This is a genomic window from Bacillus sp. MYb209 (assembly GCF_002975175.1).
Classification (GTDB): Bacteria; Bacillota; Bacilli; order Bacillales; family Bacillaceae_G; genus Bacillus_A.
The window spans coordinates 43,556-65,165 of record NZ_PCNZ01000021.1 but is presented as its reverse complement, the minus strand read 5'-3'; the positions used below and the strand labels follow the sequence as shown (position 1 = coordinate 65,165).

The 21,610-nt window shown below is 35.9% G+C and carries 16 protein-coding genes and 3 pseudogenes; 17 read left to right on the top strand and 2 right to left on the bottom strand.

Annotation, left to right across the window (positions count from 1 at the left end):
- Positions 1-155: 155 nt before the first annotated feature.
- From CQZ94_RS23165 to CQZ94_RS23115, 10 genes and pseudogenes are all read left to right on the top strand, one after another.
- Positions 156-1,463: pseudogene (locus CQZ94_RS23165) on the top strand (condensation domain-containing protein).
- A gap of 411 nt (positions 1,464-1,874) precedes the next feature.
- Entirely contained in the window at positions 1,875-2,180 is a 306-nt protein-coding gene (arsR, locus tag CQZ94_RS23160) for an arsenical resistance operon transcriptional regulator ArsR (RefSeq protein ID WP_105587271.1), read from the top strand.
- Between the two features lie 60 nt (positions 2,181-2,240).
- Positions 2,241-2,678: an ArsI/CadI family heavy metal resistance metalloenzyme gene (locus CQZ94_RS23155; RefSeq protein ID WP_105587260.1), complete on the top strand. Its 438-nt coding sequence runs from the start codon at positions 2,241-2,243 to the stop codon at positions 2,676-2,678.
- An 18-nt stretch (positions 2,679-2,696) separates the two neighbouring features.
- Positions 2,697-3,737 (top strand): ACR3 family arsenite efflux transporter, encoded by a 1,041-nt coding sequence (arsB, locus tag CQZ94_RS23150; RefSeq protein WP_105587259.1) that lies wholly within the window; start codon positions 2,697-2,699, stop codon positions 3,735-3,737.
- 177 nt (positions 3,738-3,914) lie between these two features.
- Entirely contained in the window at positions 3,915-4,319 is a 405-nt protein-coding gene (gene arsC / locus CQZ94_RS23145; protein ID WP_105587258.1) for an arsenate reductase (thioredoxin), read from the top strand.
- Positions 4,320-5,516: 1,197 nt separating this feature from the next.
- The gene (locus CQZ94_RS23135; RefSeq protein ID WP_105587257.1) at positions 5,517-6,083 is read left to right on the top strand and encodes a class I SAM-dependent methyltransferase; all 567 of its coding nucleotides are present in this window, start codon (positions 5,517-5,519) and stop codon (positions 6,081-6,083) included.
- Between the two features lie 142 nt (positions 6,084-6,225).
- On the top strand, positions 6,226-6,789 hold the full coding sequence (locus CQZ94_RS23130; protein ID WP_181149537.1) for a class I SAM-dependent methyltransferase: 564 nt from the start codon (positions 6,226-6,228) through the stop codon (positions 6,787-6,789).
- A gap of 261 nt (positions 6,790-7,050) precedes the next feature.
- Positions 7,051-8,034, top strand: coding sequence for an aminoglycoside phosphotransferase/kinase family protein (locus CQZ94_RS23125; protein WP_105587255.1), 984 nt, complete (start codon positions 7,051-7,053; stop codon positions 8,032-8,034).
- Between the two features lie 146 nt (positions 8,035-8,180).
- A complete protein-coding gene (locus CQZ94_RS23120) occupies positions 8,181-8,780 on the top strand; it encodes a DJ-1/PfpI family protein (RefSeq protein WP_105587254.1) in 600 nt (199 codons plus the stop codon).
- A gap of 324 nt (positions 8,781-9,104) precedes the next feature.
- On the top strand, positions 9,105-10,169 hold the full coding sequence (locus tag CQZ94_RS23115) for an endonuclease/exonuclease/phosphatase family protein (protein ID WP_374954556.1): 1,065 nt from the start codon (positions 9,105-9,107) through the stop codon (positions 10,167-10,169).
- Between the two features lie 188 nt (positions 10,170-10,357).
- Here the strand turns inward: CQZ94_RS23115 and CQZ94_RS31300 are convergent.
- Positions 10,358-10,441, bottom strand: a pseudogene (locus CQZ94_RS31300) (TetR/AcrR family transcriptional regulator); the annotation flags it as partial.
- Between the two features lie 166 nt (positions 10,442-10,607).
- Between CQZ94_RS31300 and CQZ94_RS23110 the strand changes: the two are divergent.
- The 4 genes from CQZ94_RS23110 to CQZ94_RS32435 all read left to right on the top strand — a co-directional run bounded on the left by CQZ94_RS23110 (position 10,608) and on the right by CQZ94_RS32435 (position 16,071).
- Positions 10,608-12,122 (top strand): FAD-dependent monooxygenase, encoded by a 1,515-nt coding sequence (locus CQZ94_RS23110; protein ID WP_105587252.1) that lies wholly within the window; start codon positions 10,608-10,610, stop codon positions 12,120-12,122.
- Between the two features lie 300 nt (positions 12,123-12,422).
- Positions 12,423-13,334, top strand: a complete 912-nt coding sequence (gene menA, locus CQZ94_RS23105) for a 1,4-dihydroxy-2-naphthoate polyprenyltransferase (RefSeq protein ID WP_105587251.1) — start codon at positions 12,423-12,425, stop codon at positions 13,332-13,334.
- Between the two features lie 621 nt (positions 13,335-13,955).
- A complete protein-coding gene (gene gad / locus CQZ94_RS23100) occupies positions 13,956-15,425 on the top strand; it encodes a glutamate decarboxylase (RefSeq protein ID WP_105587250.1) in 1,470 nt (489 codons plus the stop codon).
- A 424-nt stretch (positions 15,426-15,849) separates the two neighbouring features.
- Positions 15,850-16,071: a chorismate mutase gene (locus tag CQZ94_RS32435; protein WP_105587270.1), complete on the top strand. Its 222-nt coding sequence runs from the start codon at positions 15,850-15,852 to the stop codon at positions 16,069-16,071.
- A gap of 370 nt (positions 16,072-16,441) precedes the next feature.
- Here CQZ94_RS32435 and CQZ94_RS23090 read toward each other — a convergent pair whose 3' ends face one another.
- Positions 16,442-16,792, bottom strand: coding sequence for a YxeA family protein (locus tag CQZ94_RS23090; RefSeq protein ID WP_105587249.1), 351 nt, complete (start codon positions 16,790-16,792; stop codon positions 16,442-16,444).
- 198 nt (positions 16,793-16,990) lie between these two features.
- On the opposite strand from CQZ94_RS23090, the pseudogene CQZ94_RS23085 reads away from it, so the two are divergent.
- The 3 genes and pseudogenes from CQZ94_RS23085 (at position 16,991) to ppsA (ending at position 21,214) form a co-directional block, all read left to right on the top strand.
- A pseudogene (locus CQZ94_RS23085) lies at positions 16,991-18,150 on the top strand (Y-family DNA polymerase).
- Positions 18,147-18,488: a YolD-like family protein gene (locus CQZ94_RS23080; RefSeq protein ID WP_105587248.1), complete on the top strand. Its 342-nt coding sequence runs from the start codon at positions 18,147-18,149 to the stop codon at positions 18,486-18,488. The pseudogene CQZ94_RS23085 and the gene CQZ94_RS23080 overlap by 4 nt, the downstream one beginning before the upstream one ends.
- Positions 18,489-18,607: 119 nt before the next feature.
- Entirely contained in the window at positions 18,608-21,214 is a 2,607-nt protein-coding gene (ppsA, locus tag CQZ94_RS23075; RefSeq protein WP_105587247.1) for a phosphoenolpyruvate synthase, read from the top strand.
- Positions 21,215-21,610 lie beyond the last annotated feature (396 nt).

Genomic DNA, 21,610 nt, shown 5'->3' with positions numbered 1-21,610 from the left:
GCCGCAAAAAGAATGGAACCAGTAAGGAAAAGATACTTTCGTAAAAAATTCAAAAAATAAGAATTATTTGCTCTTGAAGAAAAGTGACTAGAAAAGTTACAACCATATGGAGAATAAGGTTATACCAAAAAAGGTCTTAAAAGGGGGACAAAATTATGGAACAAAGAAAGTTTTCAGTAACACCTCAAGATCGAATGAATTATTTATTAGGTCTTTATTCTGCAGATCAACAAATTAATGCAGTTCTTTCTTTTCCTGTAGGTATATCAAAGAAAATACTTGAACAATCAGTAAGGATAACGTTACAATTGCAGCCGGTTTTGAACAGCCGGTTTGTAGAAAATGATATTCCTTACTGGGAGGAACATTCATCTGCCACTAACTCACCTATTTGCCTTTTTGCAGAAGGAAATAATCAAGAACTTGAAATAATGGCAATAGATTTTATTAAGGAACCTGGTGATCGTATTAAGGGGCCTATGGTTCAAACAAAATTATTACGAGGCACTACAACAGATATATTAGTTGTGAAATTATCTCATCTATGTTCAGATGGTGCAGGGGTCAAGGAATATATTAATTTGCTGGGAGCAATTTATACTCAACTTTCCTTGGGACAATCTAAGAATCAAATTATAAAGGAATTTGGTGAGGGAAATGAGAGTTTTCGAGATCAATCACATGTATTCAAATATACTGGAATATCGGACATAAAAAGCGCGTATCGTCCTAACCAGGAACAACAGGCATCGTTATGGTCTTTTCCATCTCAACCCAACAAAAATAAATCCCCTCAAATGTCCGTACGGCGGTTGAGCCATGAGCAATCTCTACGTCTAACCCAATGAACAAAAGCACAACAGGCTACCTTGAATGATGTAATCATGACTGCATACTTCCGAGCTTTATCACATTTCACTGTGTATGTAGAACCTCGCACCGCAGAAAAAATGATCGGTTTAACAATTGATTTACGTCGATATCTGCCTAATTATACAACTGGTGCTATTTGCAACTTATCCGGCATGGAAATGCCAGTGATTAAAATGGAGGATGATGAATCATTTAATCAGACTCTCGTTCGAATTAAACAATCAATGGATAAAATAAAGTCTCAAAATCCAGGTCTTTCTTCAGCAGCAGGAATGGAGCTACTGGCAGGTATGAAGCTATCTGTGGTGAAGGAAATGTATAATCAGCAATACGAACAGGCTTTACAGATGGGGATGGCGTTGCCATTACTGACAAATTTCGGGGTGATCGCTGATGAACCTATTCAGTTTGGTGAAGTTCAAGCTGAGGACGGGTATATGACATCACCCATTATGTATGCGCCATTCTTTTCAATGGGTGCAAGCTTTTATAATGGAAGACTTACATTTACGATTGGTTATCATACACCGGATACATCAAAAGAAAAGGTAGACAAATTTTTAGAAAGTGTTGTTAATCAACTATCATAAATAAAAGAGAATATAGCGCAAAAATTTCTAGCGGAATTGTATTTTAGGGGCTCGTCCCCATGTCCATCAAGCTAATATTTTGAAGTATCCCTAAAACGAAAATGTTATATCACTACAACAGTTATTTATGAGAATTCAGGTCATTTTTATCGTTTTGGGGTATTCGCTTTTCTTAGCTTGATGGTGATGAGGCACCACCCCTCTAAAATATTTTAACTATTGAGTTGTTAAAAGAGCCTTAGTTTTTCATTTTTGAAAAGGCTATGGTTCTTTTTACTTGTGGCATAGGTATGATTAGAAGAAGTTGTTCTATATTAATCAAAAAAACCTGATTAATTAGTTGCGTAAAGAGTTAATAAGTGTATATACTATAAACATCAAAAAAAATTGATGAAGGGAGAGTGAAGTTTGTTGGCACAAGATTTTCAGTTATATGAGAAAAAGTTTAAAGCGTTAGCTGATCAGAAACGTTTAGAGATTATGTATGAACTTTGTCAACGAGGACAGACGTGTGTATGTGATTTAACAGAGGTTTTCGAAATGACGCAATCTAAGTTGTCATATCATTTAAAGATTTTATTAGATGCAGGTTTAATTGTAAAAAAAACAAAAGGTACGTGGAGTTATTATGATTTAAATGATGCGGAAGTAAATAACTTATTATCAGAAGAACTATGCTGTATCTTTAGAAAAACAGGAAAAGGTAGCTGTTGTTAAAATTTTGCACTATTAATCAAAAAAAATTGATTAATAGCATTTTAAGAGGAGGAATAAGCAATGAGATATGTTCATATTGGTATAAATGTTACTAATTTAGAGAAGTCTGTTGAATTTTACGAAAAGGTATTTGGTGTGTCACCAGTTAAAGTGAAAATGGATTATGCAAAATTTTTATTAGAAAGCCCAGGGCTTAATTTTACACTTAATGTTCGAGATGAAGTGAATGGAAATCAGGTAAATCATTTTGGTTTTCAAGTGGATACAGCTGAAGAAATTACATTTCATAAAGAAAGATTAGAAAAAGAAGGTTTCTTTGCACGTGATGAGATGGATACTACTTGTTGTTATGCGGTTCAAGATAAGTTTTGGGTAACGGATCCCGATGGTAACGAGTGGGAGTTCTTTTATACAAAAGCAGATAGTGATGTTCATAAAATAGAAGATCCATCTTGTTGTACGACTTCTAACGTAGTAGATAAAAATTCTTGTTGTTAATAAGAGAAGGGGGATAAAATGAAACGTTTATCTTTTCTAAATCGATATTTAACATTATGGATTTTTCTAGCTATGGCTGTTGGAATTGGTTTAGGGTTTGTGTTTCCTAGTGTAGTAGACGTGCTTAATACATTACAAGTTGGAACGACGTCTGTCCCGCTTGCTGTTGGTTTAATTTTAATGATGTATCCACCGTTGGCGAAGGTTCGCTATGAGGAAATGGGGCGGGTATTTAAAGATGTAAAAGTGTTGGTTCTCTCTTTAGTACAAAACTGGATTATTGGGCCTGTACTTATGTTTGTTTTAGCAATTATTTTTCTTCCTGATAAGCCAGAATACATGGTCGGACTCATTATGATTGGTTTAGCACGTTGTATTGCAATGGTAATTGTTTGGAACGATCTTGCTGATGGTGATAAAGAATATGCTGCAGGTTTAGTTGCTTTTAATTCGGTATTCCAAATGTTATTTTTCTCAGTTTATGCATACGTGTTTGTAACAGTAATTCCAGAGTGGTTAGGAATTGAAGGAGCTATTGTCGATATTACAATGGTAGAGGTAGCGAAATCAGTATTTATCTATTTGGGAATACCTTTTATAGCGGGTATGTTGACACGATTTGTATTCGTAAAGTTAAAAGGAAGACAGTGGTATGAAAAGGTGTTTATACCTAAGATTAGTCCACTTACATTAATTGCACTGCTATTTACGATTATCATTATGTTCTCTTTAAAAGGAGAAATGATTGTTAGCGTCCCACTAGATGTAGTAAGAATAGCAATTCCGTTATTAATTTATTTTATTGTGATGTTTTTTGTTTCTTTCTTTATGGGAAGAAAAATTGGTGCAAATTATCCGGTGACAACAACTTTAGCATTTACAGCAGGTAGCAATAATTTTGAATTAGCAATTGCTGTGGCTGTCGGTGTGTTTGGTATTCACTCAGGTGCAGCATTTGCAGCTGTTATTGGACCGTTAGTCGAAGTACCTGTAATGATTGCACTTGTAAATGTTGCTTTTTGGTTTAAACGTAAATACTTTAATGATCAAGTAATATAAAGTGAAACTTTAATCAGTGGGGGGGATTCATCCCCACCGATTATTAGCCTTCACCAATCGGGCTTTTACAGGCAGCAGGGCTCCCACCTAACTTCTTTGCTCGAACTGAATTTTGAAGCGGGAGTCTTACTGCCCACAAATAGCGGGATAAATTTAAAAACAAAGGTGGAAAACAACATGGAAAACAAAAAGACAATCTACTTTTTATGTACAGGAAATTCATGCCGAAGCCAGATGGCAGAAGCTTGGGGCAAACAATACTTAGGAGATAAGTGGAATGTATATTCTGCTGGCATTGAAGCGCATGGAGTAAATCCAAATGCTATTAAAGCGATGGAAGAAGTAAATATCGATATAACAAGTCAAACATCAGATAGGATTGATTCAAACATTTTAAATAATGCTGATTTAGTCGTTACTCTTTGTAGTCACGCAGATTCTGTTTGTCCTTCTACACCTCCGCACGTTCATCGTGTTCATTGGGGATTTGATGATCCGGCAGGAAAAGAGTGGTCTGAATTTCAACGTGTTCGTAATGAAATCGGTGAACGTATTAAACAATTTTCCGAAACAGGCGAATAAGTAAAGCAAAGAGCCAATCTCATTGTCATATAGGAGATTGGCTCTTTTTTCCTATATATTTAACAAGACAAAGTTGATAAGTTTATAGATAGCAGGTGGTGTTATGTCAAAAACGTACTTGTGGCAATCTAATGGGTTAATTAGATACTTACGCTAATATTATACTTCTAATTTTCAAAATAGCTTCTTTAATACGGTGTAGTTTACGGTGGGATTATGATTTAAACTCATGTGATTTTATAGTTCAAATCATATAAGTCATTACGTATCAACTTACTTATTGTTATCGGTTTAAATCTATTAAGATCCCCGCGTAACCTGAAAGGTAATAGATAAACGAGGGAAATCTCTCCTAGCATACAAAATAATAATTTTTTCACATGTATTTCCCCTTTTTTATCATTACATCTGTAGAACAAGGTTAATTATAGACAGAAGTTCTTATGGAAAACGAATAAGAATTCTTAAGTTTTTGGGGAGAAATTATGAGTTTTCTACATAAGAAATGTTTTAACCATAATTTTCATAAAAAACCCAATAGAGAATAAATGTTCTTTTTGTTAGGAGTGATGACCTTGTATGATTATTGTTTGTGTAGATTTTCGTAACTTTTATGCAGGTGTTTCATATATTAAAAAAAGGCCTCAATCCACGGTATACAAAATTGGCTATAGTAGAAGATGTAAACCGTAGGGATAGATAGTATTAGCGACGACATTACTTTTAAAAGCGTTATAGGTTAAAAGATGGGCAGGGCGTACGAAATATGAAAATGTACGGACATAATGATTGTAAATTTAATTATGCATGCTATATAACAAGTTTAGTCTTACAGTACGTTGCGACGGAAGGTTTTCATCAATATAGCATCGACTAATTTTTCATGGATACGACAGTAAGTATGTATTTATTTACGGGTAATCTTATAGGTTTTCTTTGAAAAAAGAACGAGAAATATACAGTTTTCGTACATACCTTATTTCCTGTTTCTCTGTATTTGACGTTTGAAAAACATGTGTTAAAGGGAAATAGGGAGTGTTTATAAGATATGTCCTTTAAGGGTGGTCTTTCTTTAGGGCAAACTATTTTTACAGAGCTTATTCAAATCTTAAGGATTCTTAAGAATTTTCACTCTAGTTTCTTCAGGTTTGAATTTTAAACTATGGTAGTACATTCAAACTATTGGAGTGAGTAAATATGAAACCTCTGTCTTTTTTATCTCAATATATAACTAATCCAAGAAACGTTGGTGCAGTACTTCCAAGCTCAAAGTTTCTTGCAGATAAAATGGTGGAAAGTATCGATTTTAAGAAAGCTAAATATATTGTTGAATATGGACCAGGTACGGGTGTATTCACTAATAAATTGCTTGAAAAACGAAATTCGAATACTACTCTTTTGTTAGTGGAAAATAATAAAGAGTTTTATTTATTATTGAAAGAAAAATTTAAAAACGAGAAAAATTTATTCGTTGTATGGGGGTCTGCGGAAAATATCGACGAGTATTTAAAGGGCTATTGTATTCCTTATGCAGATTATATTGTTTCGGGTCTTCCTTTTTCTAGTTTACCCCCAAATGTTTCCTTTAAAATTTTATTAACTACCACCAAAATTTTAAAGGAAGGTGGAAAATTTGTTACTTTTCAATATACTAAATTTAAAAAGAAGTTTATTAATCAGTTTTTTACTAGAATAGATGTGAAAAGGGAGCTTAGAAATGTACCACCAGCTTATGTCTTTAGCTGCTCAATCCCCAAAAAATAATTGGTGATGGTTGTTTTGCCTACGCAAGTTTCGAATCGAAAGAGTTAAAGTTAGTTGAACGGACTGGTAGTTTAGTTGAAGAAGGGAAACTTATAGTAAACATAGAAAAAGATTAATGACTTGAAATTTTTATGAGGTGAAAATGATGGTAATAAAACAAGATGAAATTAAAGTAGTAGTTGGAGCTGGAGCATTTAACAATAATCCAGGTTGGATTCAAACGCAAGAAGATGAGCTTAACTTATTAGTTGAAACGACATGGGAAGAAAGATTTGCACATAACTCTATTTCAGCTATTTTGGCAGAGCATGTATGGGAGCATCTTACTTTTGAAGAAGGGGTAAAAGCAGCTGAAGTTTGTTATAAATTTTTAAAACCGTCAGGTCATATTCGGTGCGGCGTCCCTGATGCATTTTTCCAAGATGAAACATATCAAAACATAGTTCAAGTAGGTGGACCTGGCCCGAAAGACCATCCAGCTGCAAGCCATAAAATCGTTCATAATTATAAAACATTAACGAAATTGTTTGAAACTGCTGGATTTGAAGTGGTTTTACTTGAGTATTGCGATGAAAATGGGCAATTTTATTACAACGAATGGGATGCAAATGATGGCGTTATCTTCCGCTCAAAAAGATATGATTCTAGAAATCAAGGAGATAAACTTGGTTTCCCATCGCTAATTGTGGATGCGATTAAACGGTAAGTCATTCCACTAACGTATGTTGGTCCTATAAGTTCATGAGCCGCAAATGCGGCTTTTTTGTCTGGGACGTAATAATTACTGGGGATAGATTGTCAGAAAAAAATCTTCAGAAAACATAGAACAACTAAAGAGATTAGTAGACCAGTATTGTCATGTAGGAATACGATAGGATTAGGCTTTCGACATTCCTAAAAATGATACTAAACAAATCAGAGTAGAAAGAATGACGTTTTTCTAATTTTTGTATGAAAGGAAAATAGGGTGAGACACATAATAAAAGATGTATTAATGAATTATTTTAAAGAAATCCATTTATTGGTAGTTGAAGGAGAATTACATAATAATAGCTGGAATACGGATTTACACTATAAAATTATGGTGAATGAAAATCGGTATTCGGCACGGTTTATTAATAATAATCGAACGATCAATCCAGCCTTTGGAACGTTATCAAACGAACAATTGAAAGAGCAAGTGCGGTTTACGTATTATTTACGCGAGCACGGGATACCTTTTATGCAGATTAACGAGAATAGGGCGGGGGAGTCATTTACGTTTGTCACTTGGAACGATGAACTGTACCGATTCATATTATCTACTTGGATTGAGGGAGAACATATTACTTATTGTACAGAAACTATTTCAGAAGTCTTTGGAAAGGAAGCGAGAAAGATACATGATATTTCTAGTACATTTAAAAGCTCGATTTTTCAAAAGAAATCTCATTTGGATGGATATGGCCAATTTATTAAGCTATTAGAAAATAAGGGTGGTACATGTAAGGATTTGCGGAGTTATATAGATTTCGCTAAGTATCATATAGAATGCGCACATACGAGTGATTTAGATTTTATTGTACAAACAGATTTAAATCCTTTAAATGTCATATGGGACTCAAGTCAATGTGTACAAGGAATTGTAGATTTTGAATCTATTGGATATGTAGATCACATTGAAGGATTAGTTTTTTTAATAAAATGGTATTCTCGAACAGAAGGAATACAGTCACATGAAGTATGTTGGAGTGTTGCTAGGGCATTTTTAGAAGGGTATAAGGCTAATGATATTTTAACTTCAAATGATTATAAAAGACTTTCTTCATTATTATGGTTATCTGGTAGTTTGAATTGGAATTTTGTGAAGAAAGCGTTAAGTGTGTTAGATGATGTGAGAGAATTAGAGGAACATTTGAAAGTTTATAAAATAAGAGGAGAAAGATTGTCTTCATTGTTAATTTGTAGATAACATTTCTTCTCCTAATTCAGGACCTATTTGTTTAGCTATACAGGATATTTTCTATTAGATGAGGTTTTGTTTAAATCAATTACATAATTGCCGAATCGTTTTATATGTCTACGATTTACAAAAGAAATCATATGAGGTGTTCAAAAATGAAAATACAAATTGTATTGTTTGACGGTTTCGGAGAGCTTGTCTCTTTCGCACCTTTTGAGGTACTCAAAAGAGCGATAGAAGAAGGGGCTCCATTTACGGTTGAATTAATTTCAAGTGAACCAAAACAAGAAGTTACTACTTCGTTTGGAGTTACGGTTAAACTAAATGATTTTTTACGAATGGATAATCGTCCAGATTTGTTAATTGTGCCTGGGGGTGGCTGGAATCATAAAGCTGAACATGGGGCACGAAAGCAAGCAGAGCTTGGAACCTTGACCGAAATGATTAAAGAGATGCACAACGAAGGAACGATCGTTGCTGGAGTTTGTACAGGAGGTATGCTACTAGCTGCCTCTGGTATATTGAATGGTCGAAAGGCGACGATGCACCATTTGGCACAGAATGAAATCAGTGAATATGGGGGAGAGCTTCTTCGTTATAGAATTGTGGATCAAGGCAATATTATCACTGCAAGAGGAGTCACTTCAGGACTTGATTTGGGACTTTGGATCACGGAAAGGTTCGCAAGCTCCAAAATTGCAGCTGCCGTTGAATATAGAATGGAATACGAGAGGCGAGGTGTTGTTTGGGGTTAATTTGAATTCTTTTTTAGACCTGAACGTATATATGTATCTTCAGTCAATCGAATCCTCTTATTACACAAGAAATACCCTATAGGATAGATTTTTTTTAGTGTCTATTCTATAGGGTACATTTATTTCTCGGCACAGCTGTGTCTTATGACGAACAAGCGATTGAAATTGCGAACAAATCAGAGTTCGGCTTCGTTTATTTAATGCGTGAATCGTTTCAATCCCTTTTATCGTATTTGAAGCCTTTAGAGTTACGTTATATATTTTAAATGTAGAAACATATTAAAATATTACATATACAAACTATAAAAAGAGAATAAAGGAGCCATGAGATTGAAAAAGACAATGAAATGTTTATTATGGGGGACAGGCTCTATATTTGGTGCTCTCACAGCATTTATTACTTATGTGGCAATTAAGAATGTGAAGCATAAGGTTGTTGAGAAGTTGAAGGTGACCAATAATAACGAGCGGGTTCTTAAAGTCGGGAAAGAGTTTAAGGTGACAACGTTTAATATTGGCTACGGCGGTTTAGATAAAGATCAAGATTGCTTCTTAGACGGAGGGAAAGGTTCGCGTTCTAGTAGTAAAGAGCAAACAGAAAAGAATATCAGCAGTATGCTGCCTTTCTTACAAAAGGAAGATTCTGATTTTATATTAACGCAAGAGATGGATGAGAAGTCACTTCGTTCATTTGATGTGAATCAGTATAAGGCGTTTCAAGATGGACTGAAAGATCATGCGTCTACGTTTGGTGATAACTTTAATGTGCAGTGGGTGCCGGTACCAATTAAGAAGCCACACGGATATACGAACAGTGGACTTGGTTCGTTTTCAAAATATAAAGTAGAAGAAGTGACGAGATATCAGCTTCCTGGAAGAGAAATGTGGCTTCGTCAATTATTCGACGTAGATCGAGCGATTGTTGAGCATAAGGTTCCAGTTGATAACGGAAAATATTTACGAATGGTGAACGTTCATTTATCTGCATATGATAAGGGTGGAAACATTCGAAAGCAACAAGTTGAATTTTTGAAAGAGTATATGAATAAACATTACAAAAATGGCGATTATATCGTGCTTGGTGGAGACTGGAATCAACTATTATCTGATGTGCAGTTAAAGGATTCGAAGTTTAAAGAAGGATGGCCAGAGTGGTTAGTACAGTTACCAGAAGATTTCACTGATGGTGGGTTCCAGTGGGCTGTTGATGATACGGTTTGGACAGTTCGTGATAATGTGAAGAGCTATGTTGAAGGTGAGAACTTTGTTACGATTATTGATGGGTTTTTAGTCTCTACAAATGTGGAGATTGTAAGCGTACAAGGGCATGATTTGAAGTTTGAAAACAGTGATCATAATCCGGTTAGTGCAATGTTGAAGTTAAATTAGTAAGAGAAGACAACGGGTTCAAGGGGATATATGTAAGAAGAGTGTAACCATATGTTGTCTGAGGTTTTATACAATATAAATAATCTTGGCTCATTCATTTCATTAACCGGTTCCTTACGTATGAGGTACCGGTTAATTTGTGTCACAGTTTCCTGAAATGATGGGGTGACCCTTCACGGTACAGTTGCTTTTTCTTCCATCAATTCCACAAGTGCATCTCGGATGGCTTCTTTTGTACGAACGACTCGTAAATCGCTATATATATCACGCAAGCAATATTCCACCTGAATTTTTTCAACACATTAAGAAAATATGTCGGATATACGACACATCCATCATTTTTGATTGTTTTTAAGAGTCTTATTCAAGATTATAATTTGGAGTAAAATAAAGCAACACATTGTTCATTATTTCGCTTGAAAATGGGGAGGGAAGTTTATGAAGAATCAATTGTTAATTGTTGGAGCTGGACCAACTGGATTAGTTTTAGCTATTGGACTTACAAAACAAGGAATCCCATTTAGAATTATCGATAAAAATCAAGGTCCGGGAGAAACTTCAAGAGCTATGGGTGTGCAAGCAAGAACATTAGAGTTCTATCGTCAATTTGGGTTTGCAGATCAGGTCGTACAAAAAGGAATTAAATTTGTTAATATGCAATTTTATAGGAATACAACATTGAAGGCTAAATTCAACTTTGAGAATATGGGGGAAGGCCAAAGTCGATATCCTTTTATACTAAGCTTCCCACAAGATGAACATGAAAAGTTTTTAATTGAACAGTTAGAAGCTAGAGGGGTCCATGTAGAATGGAATACTGAGCTTGTATCATTTAATCAGAAAGATGACCATGTGAACGTCGTTACAATAAAGAATGGTGTTGAAGAGAAAAATGTTTATAGTTATTTGTGTGGATGTGATGGTGCGCATAGTTCAGTAAGAAAAGGATTAGACTTGAATTTTCCTGGTGGCACATATAAACAAACTTTTTATGTAGCAGATGTACAAACTGGAAACAGAGAAAATATTGGTTTTCAAATGAGGCTTTTTGAAGATGGATTGATGATTGTTATGCCGATTCGGACTTCTGGATCCTTACGTTTAATTGGAATAATACCTGAGGATTTAATGAAAGAAGAAAACAATGAATACGGCTTTTCTTTAATTGAACCGTATATAAAGAAAAACACGAATTTAACGATTGCGAAAGTGAATTGGTATTCAACATATAAAGTACACCATAGGGTGAGTGAACATTTTAGAAAAGGACGTGTTTTTATTGCGGGAGACGCTGGACATATACATAGTCCAGCAGGAGGACAAGGAATGAATACGGGTATTGGTGATGCAGTAAATTTATCATGGAAACTTGGGGCTGTGATTCAAGGAAAAGCTGATGAATCTATTCTAGATTCTTATGAGCAAGAAAGAATACAATTTGCCAAAACTTTAGTCGCAACGACAGATAGAGTATTTACTTCTATTGTTGGTAACGGTGTATGTAAAAAGTTCAATCGCAAATACTTAATTCCAGTTATTATCCCTAAGATGACTAAGTTTTCAATAGTTAGGAAAACGATGTTTAAAGTTGTTTCGCAAATACGGATTAACTATCGAAATAGTAAGCTCGCTAAAGGGAGTGTAGGTGAAATTCATGGAGGCGATCGTTTACCATGGATTCCTTTTGATGATACCGATAATTTTGCACCACTTGAATCTTTCGATTGGCAGCTACATGTATATGGAGATGTAACTCCTGATTTAAGTAACTTTGCAAAAGAAAATAATCTTCTTTTGCATACATTCCCGTATAGTCAAGGAGTACAGAAAGCAGGTATTAAATTTGGTTCTGTTTTTCTAATTAGACCTGACGGTTATATCGCATTGGCAGATGAAACTCAAAATATAAGTAGTATGGAAGAATACCTTAGAAAAAATAAATTTAAATTTTAATTTATCCCGCTATTTGCGGGCAGTAAGACTCCCACCTCAAAATTCGGCGACTGCGAGGGAGTTAGGTGGGAGATTAACTGCCCGTAAAAGCCCGATTGGTTCAACTAATAATCAGTGGGGGGTGGACAAAACCCCCCACTGATTAAAGTTTCACTTTATAATTTTTCACTTTATTAATAGTAGATTTGTTAGAAAGGGTAATCATTTATTTGATATAATTAATGGATGTGAAGTAAGAAATAGATAGAAAGATACTTCTAGTGATTTTATACTTAAAATGTAGGGAGATTGAACAGATTTATGGGGAATGAAAAAGAAATTAGTTCCGCTAAATTAATATGGAAAATGACGCGCCCACATACATTAACGGCGACGTTTTCTCCAGTAATATTAGGGACAGTTGCATCACTTTATGTTGCCGAAATTAATTGGCTTTTATTTATTACGATGATGCTGGCATGTTTAGCATTGCAAATAGCAACGAATTTATTTAATGAGTACTATGATTTCAAACGTGGGTTAGATACCGCTGATTCTGTTGGAATTGGTGGTGGAATTGTCCGTCATGGATTAAAGCCAGAAAATGTTTTAACAGTTGCGCTTTTATTGTATGTGGTAGCAGCATTTATTGGCATTTATATTTGTATGAATAGTAGCTGGTGGTTAGTAGTCATTGGTTTAATTGGGATGGCGGTTGGCTATTTATATACAGGTGGTCCATTACCAATTGCGTACACTCCATTTGGAGAATTAGTTTCTGGACTGTTAATGGGAACATGTTTTGTATTAATTGCATTCTTTATTCAAACGAATACTTTAACGGTTGAAAGTATATTGATTTCCATTCCAATTGGGATTTTAGTAGGTGCAATCAACATGTCGAATAACATTCGAGATATTGATGAAGATATGAAAGGTGGAAGAAAGACGTTGGCTATCCTCCTTGGGAGAGAGAAAGCGGTGGTAACACTAGCTGTGGCCTTTTTAATTTCTTATTTATGGATCGTTATGATTGTATTGATGGGTTATATAAGCCCTTGGACATTGGTTATGTTCTTAGGTTTGAAAAAACCAATCTCTGCAATTCAAGGCTTCCAAAAAGGAGTAAAGAATCCTCGATATATGCGCATGGCAATGAAATCAACAGCGATGACAAACACGGTTTTTGGCTTCTTATTATCAGCAGGATTATTAATCAGTTATCTGTTTTAAATAAAAATCCTCAACAATCGGGCAATATTGTTAATTGATTAACCCCCTATTTCTCAATTTTAATACAGAGAAATGGGGGTTTTTATTTTGGGATTTACAACGCTAAGCTCATTTTCCTGACGATTACCCCGTTTTTAACAAGGTTAAGAAAGCTTTAGTGGCCTTAAAGAATCTAATGATATCACTTTCTCCGAATTAAAATGGTATTCTCCTAACAAATTAATATGTTCCCAGCCTAAAGGTGACATATGGTGCAATAAGTCTTCATTATATAGAAAGCTATGGGAATGGAACAAATAATCATTCCTTATTCCATTAAAGGGCGCGATTATCGAAAGATGAACGCGCGTGCCTGTTTCATGTTTAGGGCAGGTTGTAGAGGATATAGTCCAGCATTAATAGTGGTGAACCGTATCATAAATAAATGAGGTTTTAGCGAAAAAACAACAGCCCCCTCTAATTTGCTGGAGAGGTGCTGTTTTGTTATTTGAATGGCTTATGTTAATATACGCCTTTAATTCGAATGGTGGCAGCATCTTTTATTAGAATTGTCCCCTAGGTTTAACAAATGCTTTTTTGTAAATAATATGTTTGTTAAACAATTAATTAAGGGGGACTTGTATGCCACAGAATCGAAAAGTAGAAGTTCAAAATGATGCATACGAAGGAAAAGAGATCATACCAGATAATCCACAATATCTACCGCGTCACATGCAAATGGAGCTGCCTCACGAATTTTCTATAAATCCTCTGTTTGCCCGCGAAGGAGAATCAGTCGTTCCGCGCTTTCACATGCCTGATAAAGGCATGTTACCAGAAACAGCGTATCAAATCGTCCATGATGAAATTGCTCTTGATGGCAATGCCCGCTTGAATCTTGCAACATTCGTTAGCACATGGATGGAGCCTGCCGCAGAGCACTTATATGCCAAATCATTCGACAAGAACATGATTGACAAGGATGAATATCCACAGACAGCCGAAATTGAGGAGCGGTGTGTCCGCATTTTAGCCAACCTCTGGCATTCGCCCACCCCCATTACGACTATGGGTGTTTCAACAACTGGATCGTCGGAAGCATGTATGCTCGGGGGGCTTGCGTTAAAGAGACGCTGGCAAAACGCACGCAAAAGCGAAGGGAAGTCGGTGGATCGTCCCAATATTGTGTTTAGTTCTGCTGTTCAAGTCGTTTGGGAAAAATTCGCGAACTATTGGGAGGTTGAACCACGCTATGTGAAGGTTAGCCCAAAGCATCCCCAATTGGATCCTCAGGGGGTCCTCGCTGCCGTGGATGAAAATACGATTGGTGTAGTACCGATTCTCGGTGAGACTTATACCGGGCTTTACGAACCGGTTGCCGCCATTGCGAAAGTGTTGGACGATTTACAGGAGAGGACGGGCCTCGACATTCCCATGCATGTGGATGCGGCTTCGGGGGGATTTATAGCACCGTTTCTTCAACCAGATTTAGTCTGGGATTTTCAATTACCGAGGGTGAAGTCCATCAATGTATCCGGACATAAATATGGATTAGTCTACCCTGGGTTGGGTTGGATAATTTGGCGGGAAGCTGAAGATCTCCCTGAGGATCTAATCTTCCGCGTCTCCTATTTGGGCGGGAACATGCCGACTTTTGCCCTGAATTTCTCTCGTCCTGGCGCACAAGTGCTCCTGCAATATTACAATTACCTGCGTTTGGGGAAAAGTGGGTACTATGATGTCCAAAGGGCTTCTCAGAAAGTCGCTCTTTTTCTTAGCAAGGCGATTCATAAGATGGAACCGTTCGAACTTTTGTCCGATGGTTCGGATATTCCGGTTTTCGCTTGGCGACTGAAAGATGGTTACACATTAAACTGGAATCTTTATGATTTATCTCGACAATTGCGTGTGTTCGGCTGGCAAGTACCCGCCTATCCATTGCCTCCAGATATGGAAGCGGTGACGATTATGCGCGTTGTGGTTCGAAATGGATTTTCCATGGATCTCGCGCATTTATTTTTGATGAACCTCAAACAGGCCGTTGCCTTTCTAGATTCCCTGGACGGGCCTATGCCACATGATACGAAATGTGATAATGGGTTTCATCACTAAATGGGGACAGATCCCGTAGTCATTAAGTTGAGCTAACCACCGGTGAAATTAACTATCTTAGATGAATCCTTCCATTAAGAAATTTATTGGAGGGACTTTTTATGGAGATTAAGTCGACCAATAAGAATATGCTTTATACAGAAGAAAAGTTTATATCAATTATCGGTTTGGGGAACAGGTTAAGCACCCGATCTGATAAATAGACAGAGAGATTCCGCCTATTGACTCGAAAAATATGAAAATGGGTAATTTTGCTTTGCATAATCGGAAAACCTCCCTTTATAAACCCCGGAACGAGCTCTATTCTGCATCTAACCGAAAAATTTGCGCTTATTTTACTATCGCTGGTTACTCAATTAAGGACAAGACTTCATATTTAGAGGAAGTGAGAGGGGGTAGGGTGATCCAAGAGAACCTCATTTAGATACGTCACGGTGAACCGTATCATAATGCAAAATTCAGAAAAGATACTGAAGATGTTAAAGCACCAAAAAGAGTTGAAGCTGTAATTCAAAAAGTTAGAACAATTGCTGATGAAAATAATGTAAATCCTGATATTATTGAACAAGTATATAGAACAATGATTTCTTGCTTTATAAATCACGAATTAATCCATCATTCAAAAATAGATAATAAACAAGGGTAAATTACAAGATGCAATATAATAATTGGTCGGAAACGTATTATATCCTATATATTCAGCAATCGGGCTCTTTAATGGAGCAATGAAAAAAGCCTAATTTCTTCACATTAAATTGAGAAATTAGGCTTTTTAATATTGAAATTTCCAGAAAGATCAACGTCTATAGTATTTACATGGTTATCTTTCAAACGTGGTTTCTATTAGTAAAAATGTTATCTAATTTTACTAATAACTAAGCCAATGGTGTTCAGAGCGACTTCGTTTAGAATTGATATTTGCAATTTGGTGTATAGGAAAAGTAACGATTAAGACTTTATAAAATAAAGAAAAAGAGCCAACTCATACGAGTAGACTTTTTCGTTTATACACTATTTCATAGTTGTTTTCTTATTTTCTCCGGAATGTCCTTTTCAGAAATAACGTCGCAAGAATAGACATACTTGCCCTTCACATGAATTTTTAAGTAAGTTTTTCTTATAAAATCATTAGGAGTGTTAGTTCCTACTATATATTCTTTCTCGTTCCCAGATTCATCAACACCTTTTAGTGAGTACATAGCTCGTCCTTTATGATTATAATCCGGAACGCCATATCCCTTCGCAATGGCGTATACATTTTTTTCTTCAGCAATTGGATTAAATCTGTCCAAATCCCCGCGCAACATGAAAGGTAGTAAGTATATAGGGAGGCCTATTCCTATTATGCAAAGTAAAAGTTTCTTCATGATTGTTTCTCCTTTTGTGTATTTACATTTTTCAGTATAGAAAAAATTTCTTATGAATTTAGAGGGGGATTTCTTAAGATTTTCTTAAAGGGATTTTTGAAGTACGATTATTTTAACCAAAATTTTCATGGGAATACCTTTCAAAAGAACATAAGTTCGTATAAAATAAGAACAAACGTTCCTTTAGGGGTGATAACCTTGTATGATTATTCTCTTTTACCAAATCGTATTATTCTATGTGTAGATCTTCGTAGCTTTTATGCGAGTGTGTCATGTATTAAAAAAGGACTGGATCCACGTTATACAAAATTGGCCGTCGTAGGAGATGTGAATCGGAGCGGATCAATCGTATTAGCAGCAACACCGCCATTAAAAGCGTTAGGGATAAGGAAGATGGCAAGATTGTACGAAATACCGAAGCGACCAGATATTATTATTGTGAATCCAATTATGCATACGTATATGAAATGTTCAACTTACATAACAGGTTTAGCTTTGCAGTATGTTGCACCGGAAGATTTTCATCAATATAGTATCGATGAATTTTTCATGGATATGACCGCAAGTATTCATTTGTTTGCGAGTAATCCGCGCGAGTTCGCATTAAAGTTCAAGCGAGAAATATATGAACGTACGACGATATACCCGAGAAGTTATGGAGCATAAGACCGCTCAGTAAATTTTGGGGTATATCGTATAAAACTGAAATGAAATTGAATCGAAAAGGTGTACATACAATTGGAGAATTGGCTCAGTACCCTTTGAAATATTTAAAGCAATCTTTCGGTGTAATAGGAGAAGAATTACATCTACATAGTAACGGGATTGATTTTAGCAGAATAGCAGAGAAGTATGTTCCAGCAACAACATCTATAGCGAAAAGCCAAATATTATTACGTGATTACTCAATAGAAGAGTTCGTAGTTATGTTATTAGAGCATATAGAAGAAGTTTGTTATAGGTTGAGAAGAGAAAAGAAATACGCTCAAACGATCCATTTTTCAGTTGGATGTAGCAAGGAATATGGCGGGGGAATAAGAAAGGCACATACGTTAAACAGAGCAACAAATTTAACGATGGATATTTACAATGTTTGTACATATTTTTTATACGAGCGTTATACAGGGGAACCGATTCGATCGATAAGTATTTCGTTAACAAATTTAATAAATGAAGGAGAAGAGCAAATTTCACTTTTCGATAACATTATACAAAGAGAAAAAGAAATGCGATTAACGAAGGTCATGGACGAAATTCGAACACGATTTGGTAAGAACAGTATTTTACGTGGGATTTCCTACACAAGCGTCGCAACAGCAAGATATAGAAACACATTATTAGGAGGACATAAATCGTGAAGAATGCTAATATGCCAAAAGGAAGAGGTATGGTAAAGTGGCAACCATTTGCCAGTATGCCAGAGCAGTTCGCAACTATTAAAGAAATGATAAGTAGGCAAACGAAAATCTCACGCCCAATCTTAACGCAAGATGCAAAAGAAATGATTGAAAATAGGCTGTTATGTTCATTTTTAGGTGAGGAAGAGGTTTTACTTACATATTACAGAGGTGGCTATCTATATGAAAATTACATAACAGTAGTCAATATTAATCCAATAAAGGAGACGATTATATGTACAGATGCATTTCGTAATAAGCGAATGTTTAAGTTTGTTGATGTAATTGAAGTGAATTAGAGGGGGAATATCTCTTCCTAACTTAATTATATCATGGAATTAAAGGTCAAAATAGACTGTTTATTCGCATTTACTACTGTTACAATCAAGAACACATGCATTGTAAGGAGAGATGTTAAATGAGTTCTTTTGTTCTCGATTTTCAGGAAATAGAAAAAACGCAGCTTTTTCTCGTTGGTGGAAAAGGGTTAAATTTAGGGGAGTTATCAAAAATTCAAGGAATACAAGTGCCAGAAGGATTTTGTATTACAACAGTAGGATATCAACAAGCCATCGAACAAAACGAAACGTTTCAAGCTTTATTGAATCAACTAACAATGCTACAAATAGAGGACCGAAATCAAATTGGTGAAATCAGCAGGAAGATTAGAGAAATCATTATGGAAGTAGAAATTCCTTTCGATGTTGGGGGAGCAGTTGCTCACTATCTCTCCCAGTTTGGAGATGAATATGCTTATGCAGTGCGTTCTAGTGCTACAGCTGAAGATTTACCACATGCTTCTTTTGCTGGGCAACAAGACACTTATTTAAACATCATTGGAAAAGAGGCCATCTTGCATCATATTAGCAAATGTTGGGCGTCTCTATTTACGGATCGTGCGGTAATTTACCGAATGCAAAACGGATTTGACCATAGCCAAGTTTATTTATCTGTTATCGTTCAAAGGATGGTTTTCCCGCAGGCTTCCGGGATTTTATTTACCGCTGACCCAATTACTTGTAACCGAAAAGTGCTATCAATCGATGCCAGTTTCGGACTTGGAGAAGCGCTGGTCTCTGGCTTAGTATCTGCTGATAATTATAAAGTAAAAGAAGAGGAAATCGTCGATAAGATGATAGCAACTAAAAAATTAGCTATCTATGGACGAAAAGAAGGCGGAACAGAGACAAAGCAAATTGCTCCTAATCAGCAAGATATTCAAACACTTACTGAACAACAAATCTTACAACTAGCACGTATCGGAAGACAGATTGAAGCTTATTTTGGTTGTCCGCAAGATATTGAATGGTGTTTAGTTGATGATACATTTTATATTGTCCAAAGCAGGCCGATAACGACTTTATATCCAATTCCAGAAGCAAATGATCAGGAAAATCATGTGTATGTATCGGTTGGTCACCAACAAATGATGACTGATCCTTTGAAGCCATTAGGAATGTCTTTATTCCAGTTAACATCCTTTGGACCGAGGTTTCAAGCTGGGGGAAGGCTGTTTGTTGATGTTACACAAAGATTGGCTTCGCCTGCTAGTAGAGAACTTTTATTAAATACAATAGGGAACTTGGAGCCGCTTATTAAAGATGCATTAACGACTGTAATAGAGCGAGATGATTTTATCAAATTGTTACCGGCTGATGAAAAAGAAAAGAGTCTTGGTAAAAGTATGCCATCTACAAGTACGCAACCACAAATCGAAAACGATCCGGCAATCGTTACGGATTTAATCAAGAATAGTCAAGCATCGATTGAAGAGTTAAAACAAAACATTCAAACGAAATCAGGATCGGATTTATTTGATTTTATTCTGGAAGATATCCAGATATTAAAGAAGATTTTATTTGACCCACAAAGTTCAGCTGTGTTTATGGCTGCTATAGATGCTTCATCATGGATCAATGAAAATATGAACGAATGGTTAGGTGAAAAAAACGTAGCAGATACGCTTTCTCAATCTGTACCAAACAATATTACTTCGGAAATGGGTCTGGCGCTATTGGATGTCGCAGATGTGATTCGTCCTTATCCAGAAGTCATTGAGTATTTACAGCATATAGAAGATGACAGCTTTTTAGATGAACTAGTTAAGTTTAAAGGTGGGGATAAAGCTCGAGATGCAATCTATGCTTTTCTGAATAAATACGGAATGAGATGCAGCGGAGAAATCGATATTACGAAAACTCGTTGGATTGAAAAACCAAATACAATTATCCCGATGATTCTAAATAATATTAAAGACTTTGAGCCTAATGCGGGTAATCGGAAATTTGAGCAAGGGCTACAGGAAGCTTTGAAAAAAGAACAAGAGTTATTAGATCGATTGAAGCATTTACCGGATGGTAAACAAAAAGTAAAAGAGACAAAACGAATGATCAGCCTAATCCGGAATTTCATCGGTTATCGTGAATATCCAAAATACGGAATGATTAATCGCTACTTCGTTTATAAGCAGGCTTTACTGAAAGAAGCCGAACAACTCGAACAAGACAGCGTTATTCATGAAATAGAAGATATATACTATCTAACTTTTGAAGAACTTCACGAAGTTGTCCGTACGAATAAACTGGATTACGAGGTTATTAATAAACGGAAAAATGAGTGCAAATTATATGAAAAACTAACGCCTCCACGTGTTATCACATCTGATGGAGAAATCATTACAGGTAAGTACAAACGAGAAAATCTCCCGGCCGAAGCGATTGTAGGTCTGCCTGTTTCTTCTGGAGTGATTGAGGGGAGAGCACGCGTTATTTTAAACATGGAAGATGCGAATTTAGAAGATGGAGATATATTAGTTACCGCATTTACTGACCCCGGATGGACACCATTGTTTGTATCTATAAAAGGGTTAGTCACCGAAGTTGGCGGACTCATGACACATGGAGCTGTTATTGCGCGTGAATATGGATTACCAGCAGTCGTCGGGGTAGAGAATGCTACAAAACTAATAATAGACGGTCAACGAATTCGGGTACATGGAACAGAAGGGTATATCGAAATACTGTAGTTAAAAAGATCATTCGCTATGTGTAGTGGATGATCTCTTATTTTTTTAAGCCAGCTTACATAGAAAGGTCCGTTACAGTACGACACGTATACTGTAGCCCTTACTTCCTACAGTTTGTATTGCTGCGGAGGATAGTTGCAGTTCAGATGCAAGAATATTGAAAGAATGGTAAACTCCCTGAACACTAGAATGAGTACTAACAGAATTTACCATCTCTCCTTTTCGAACTACATTGTCTCCTATAATTACAGTCAAGCCATGGGGACGGTGAAACAACAATGATATTAGAAATCGCAATTGGCAAAGTATATCTTGCAATTATGTACAGAGATTTTAATAGTTTTATCAACTTCCATCAATATCTTCTGAAAACATCGATGAATCAGAATGTATATC

Bases quoted from the DNA above. Each gene is read 5' to 3' on its own strand.
- CQZ94_RS23155 (WP_105587260.1), top strand. From the start codon at position 2,241: ATGAGATATGTTCATATTGGTATAAATGTTACTAATTTAGAGAAGTCT.
- arsB (WP_105587259.1), top strand. From the start codon at position 2,697: ATGAAACGTTTATCTTTTCTAAATCGATATTTAACATTATGGATTTTT.
- arsC (WP_105587258.1), top strand. From the start codon at position 3,915: ATGGAAAACAAAAAGACAATCTACTTTTTATGTACAGGAAATTCATGC.
- CQZ94_RS23135 (WP_105587257.1), top strand. From the start codon at position 5,517: ATGAAACCTCTGTCTTTTTTATCTCAATATATAACTAATCCAAGAAAC.
- CQZ94_RS23130 (WP_181149537.1), top strand. From the start codon at position 6,226: ATGATGGTAATAAAACAAGATGAAATTAAAGTAGTAGTTGGAGCTGGA.
- CQZ94_RS23120 (WP_105587254.1), top strand. From the start codon at position 8,181: ATGAAAATACAAATTGTATTGTTTGACGGTTTCGGAGAGCTTGTCTCT.
- CQZ94_RS23115 (WP_374954556.1), top strand. From the start codon at position 9,105: ATGAGATTGAAAAAGACAATGAAATGTTTATTATGGGGGACAGGCTCT.
- CQZ94_RS23110 (WP_105587252.1), top strand. From the start codon at position 10,608: ATGAAGAATCAATTGTTAATTGTTGGAGCTGGACCAACTGGATTAGTT.
- menA (WP_105587251.1), top strand. From the start codon at position 12,423: ATGGGGAATGAAAAAGAAATTAGTTCCGCTAAATTAATATGGAAAATG.
- gad (WP_105587250.1), top strand. From the start codon at position 13,956: ATGCCACAGAATCGAAAAGTAGAAGTTCAAAATGATGCATACGAAGGA.
- CQZ94_RS23090 (WP_105587249.1), bottom strand. From the start codon at position 16,792: ATGAAGAAACTTTTACTTTGCATAATAGGAATAGGCCTCCCTATATAC.
- ppsA (WP_105587247.1), top strand. From the start codon at position 18,608: ATGAGTTCTTTTGTTCTCGATTTTCAGGAAATAGAAAAAACGCAGCTT.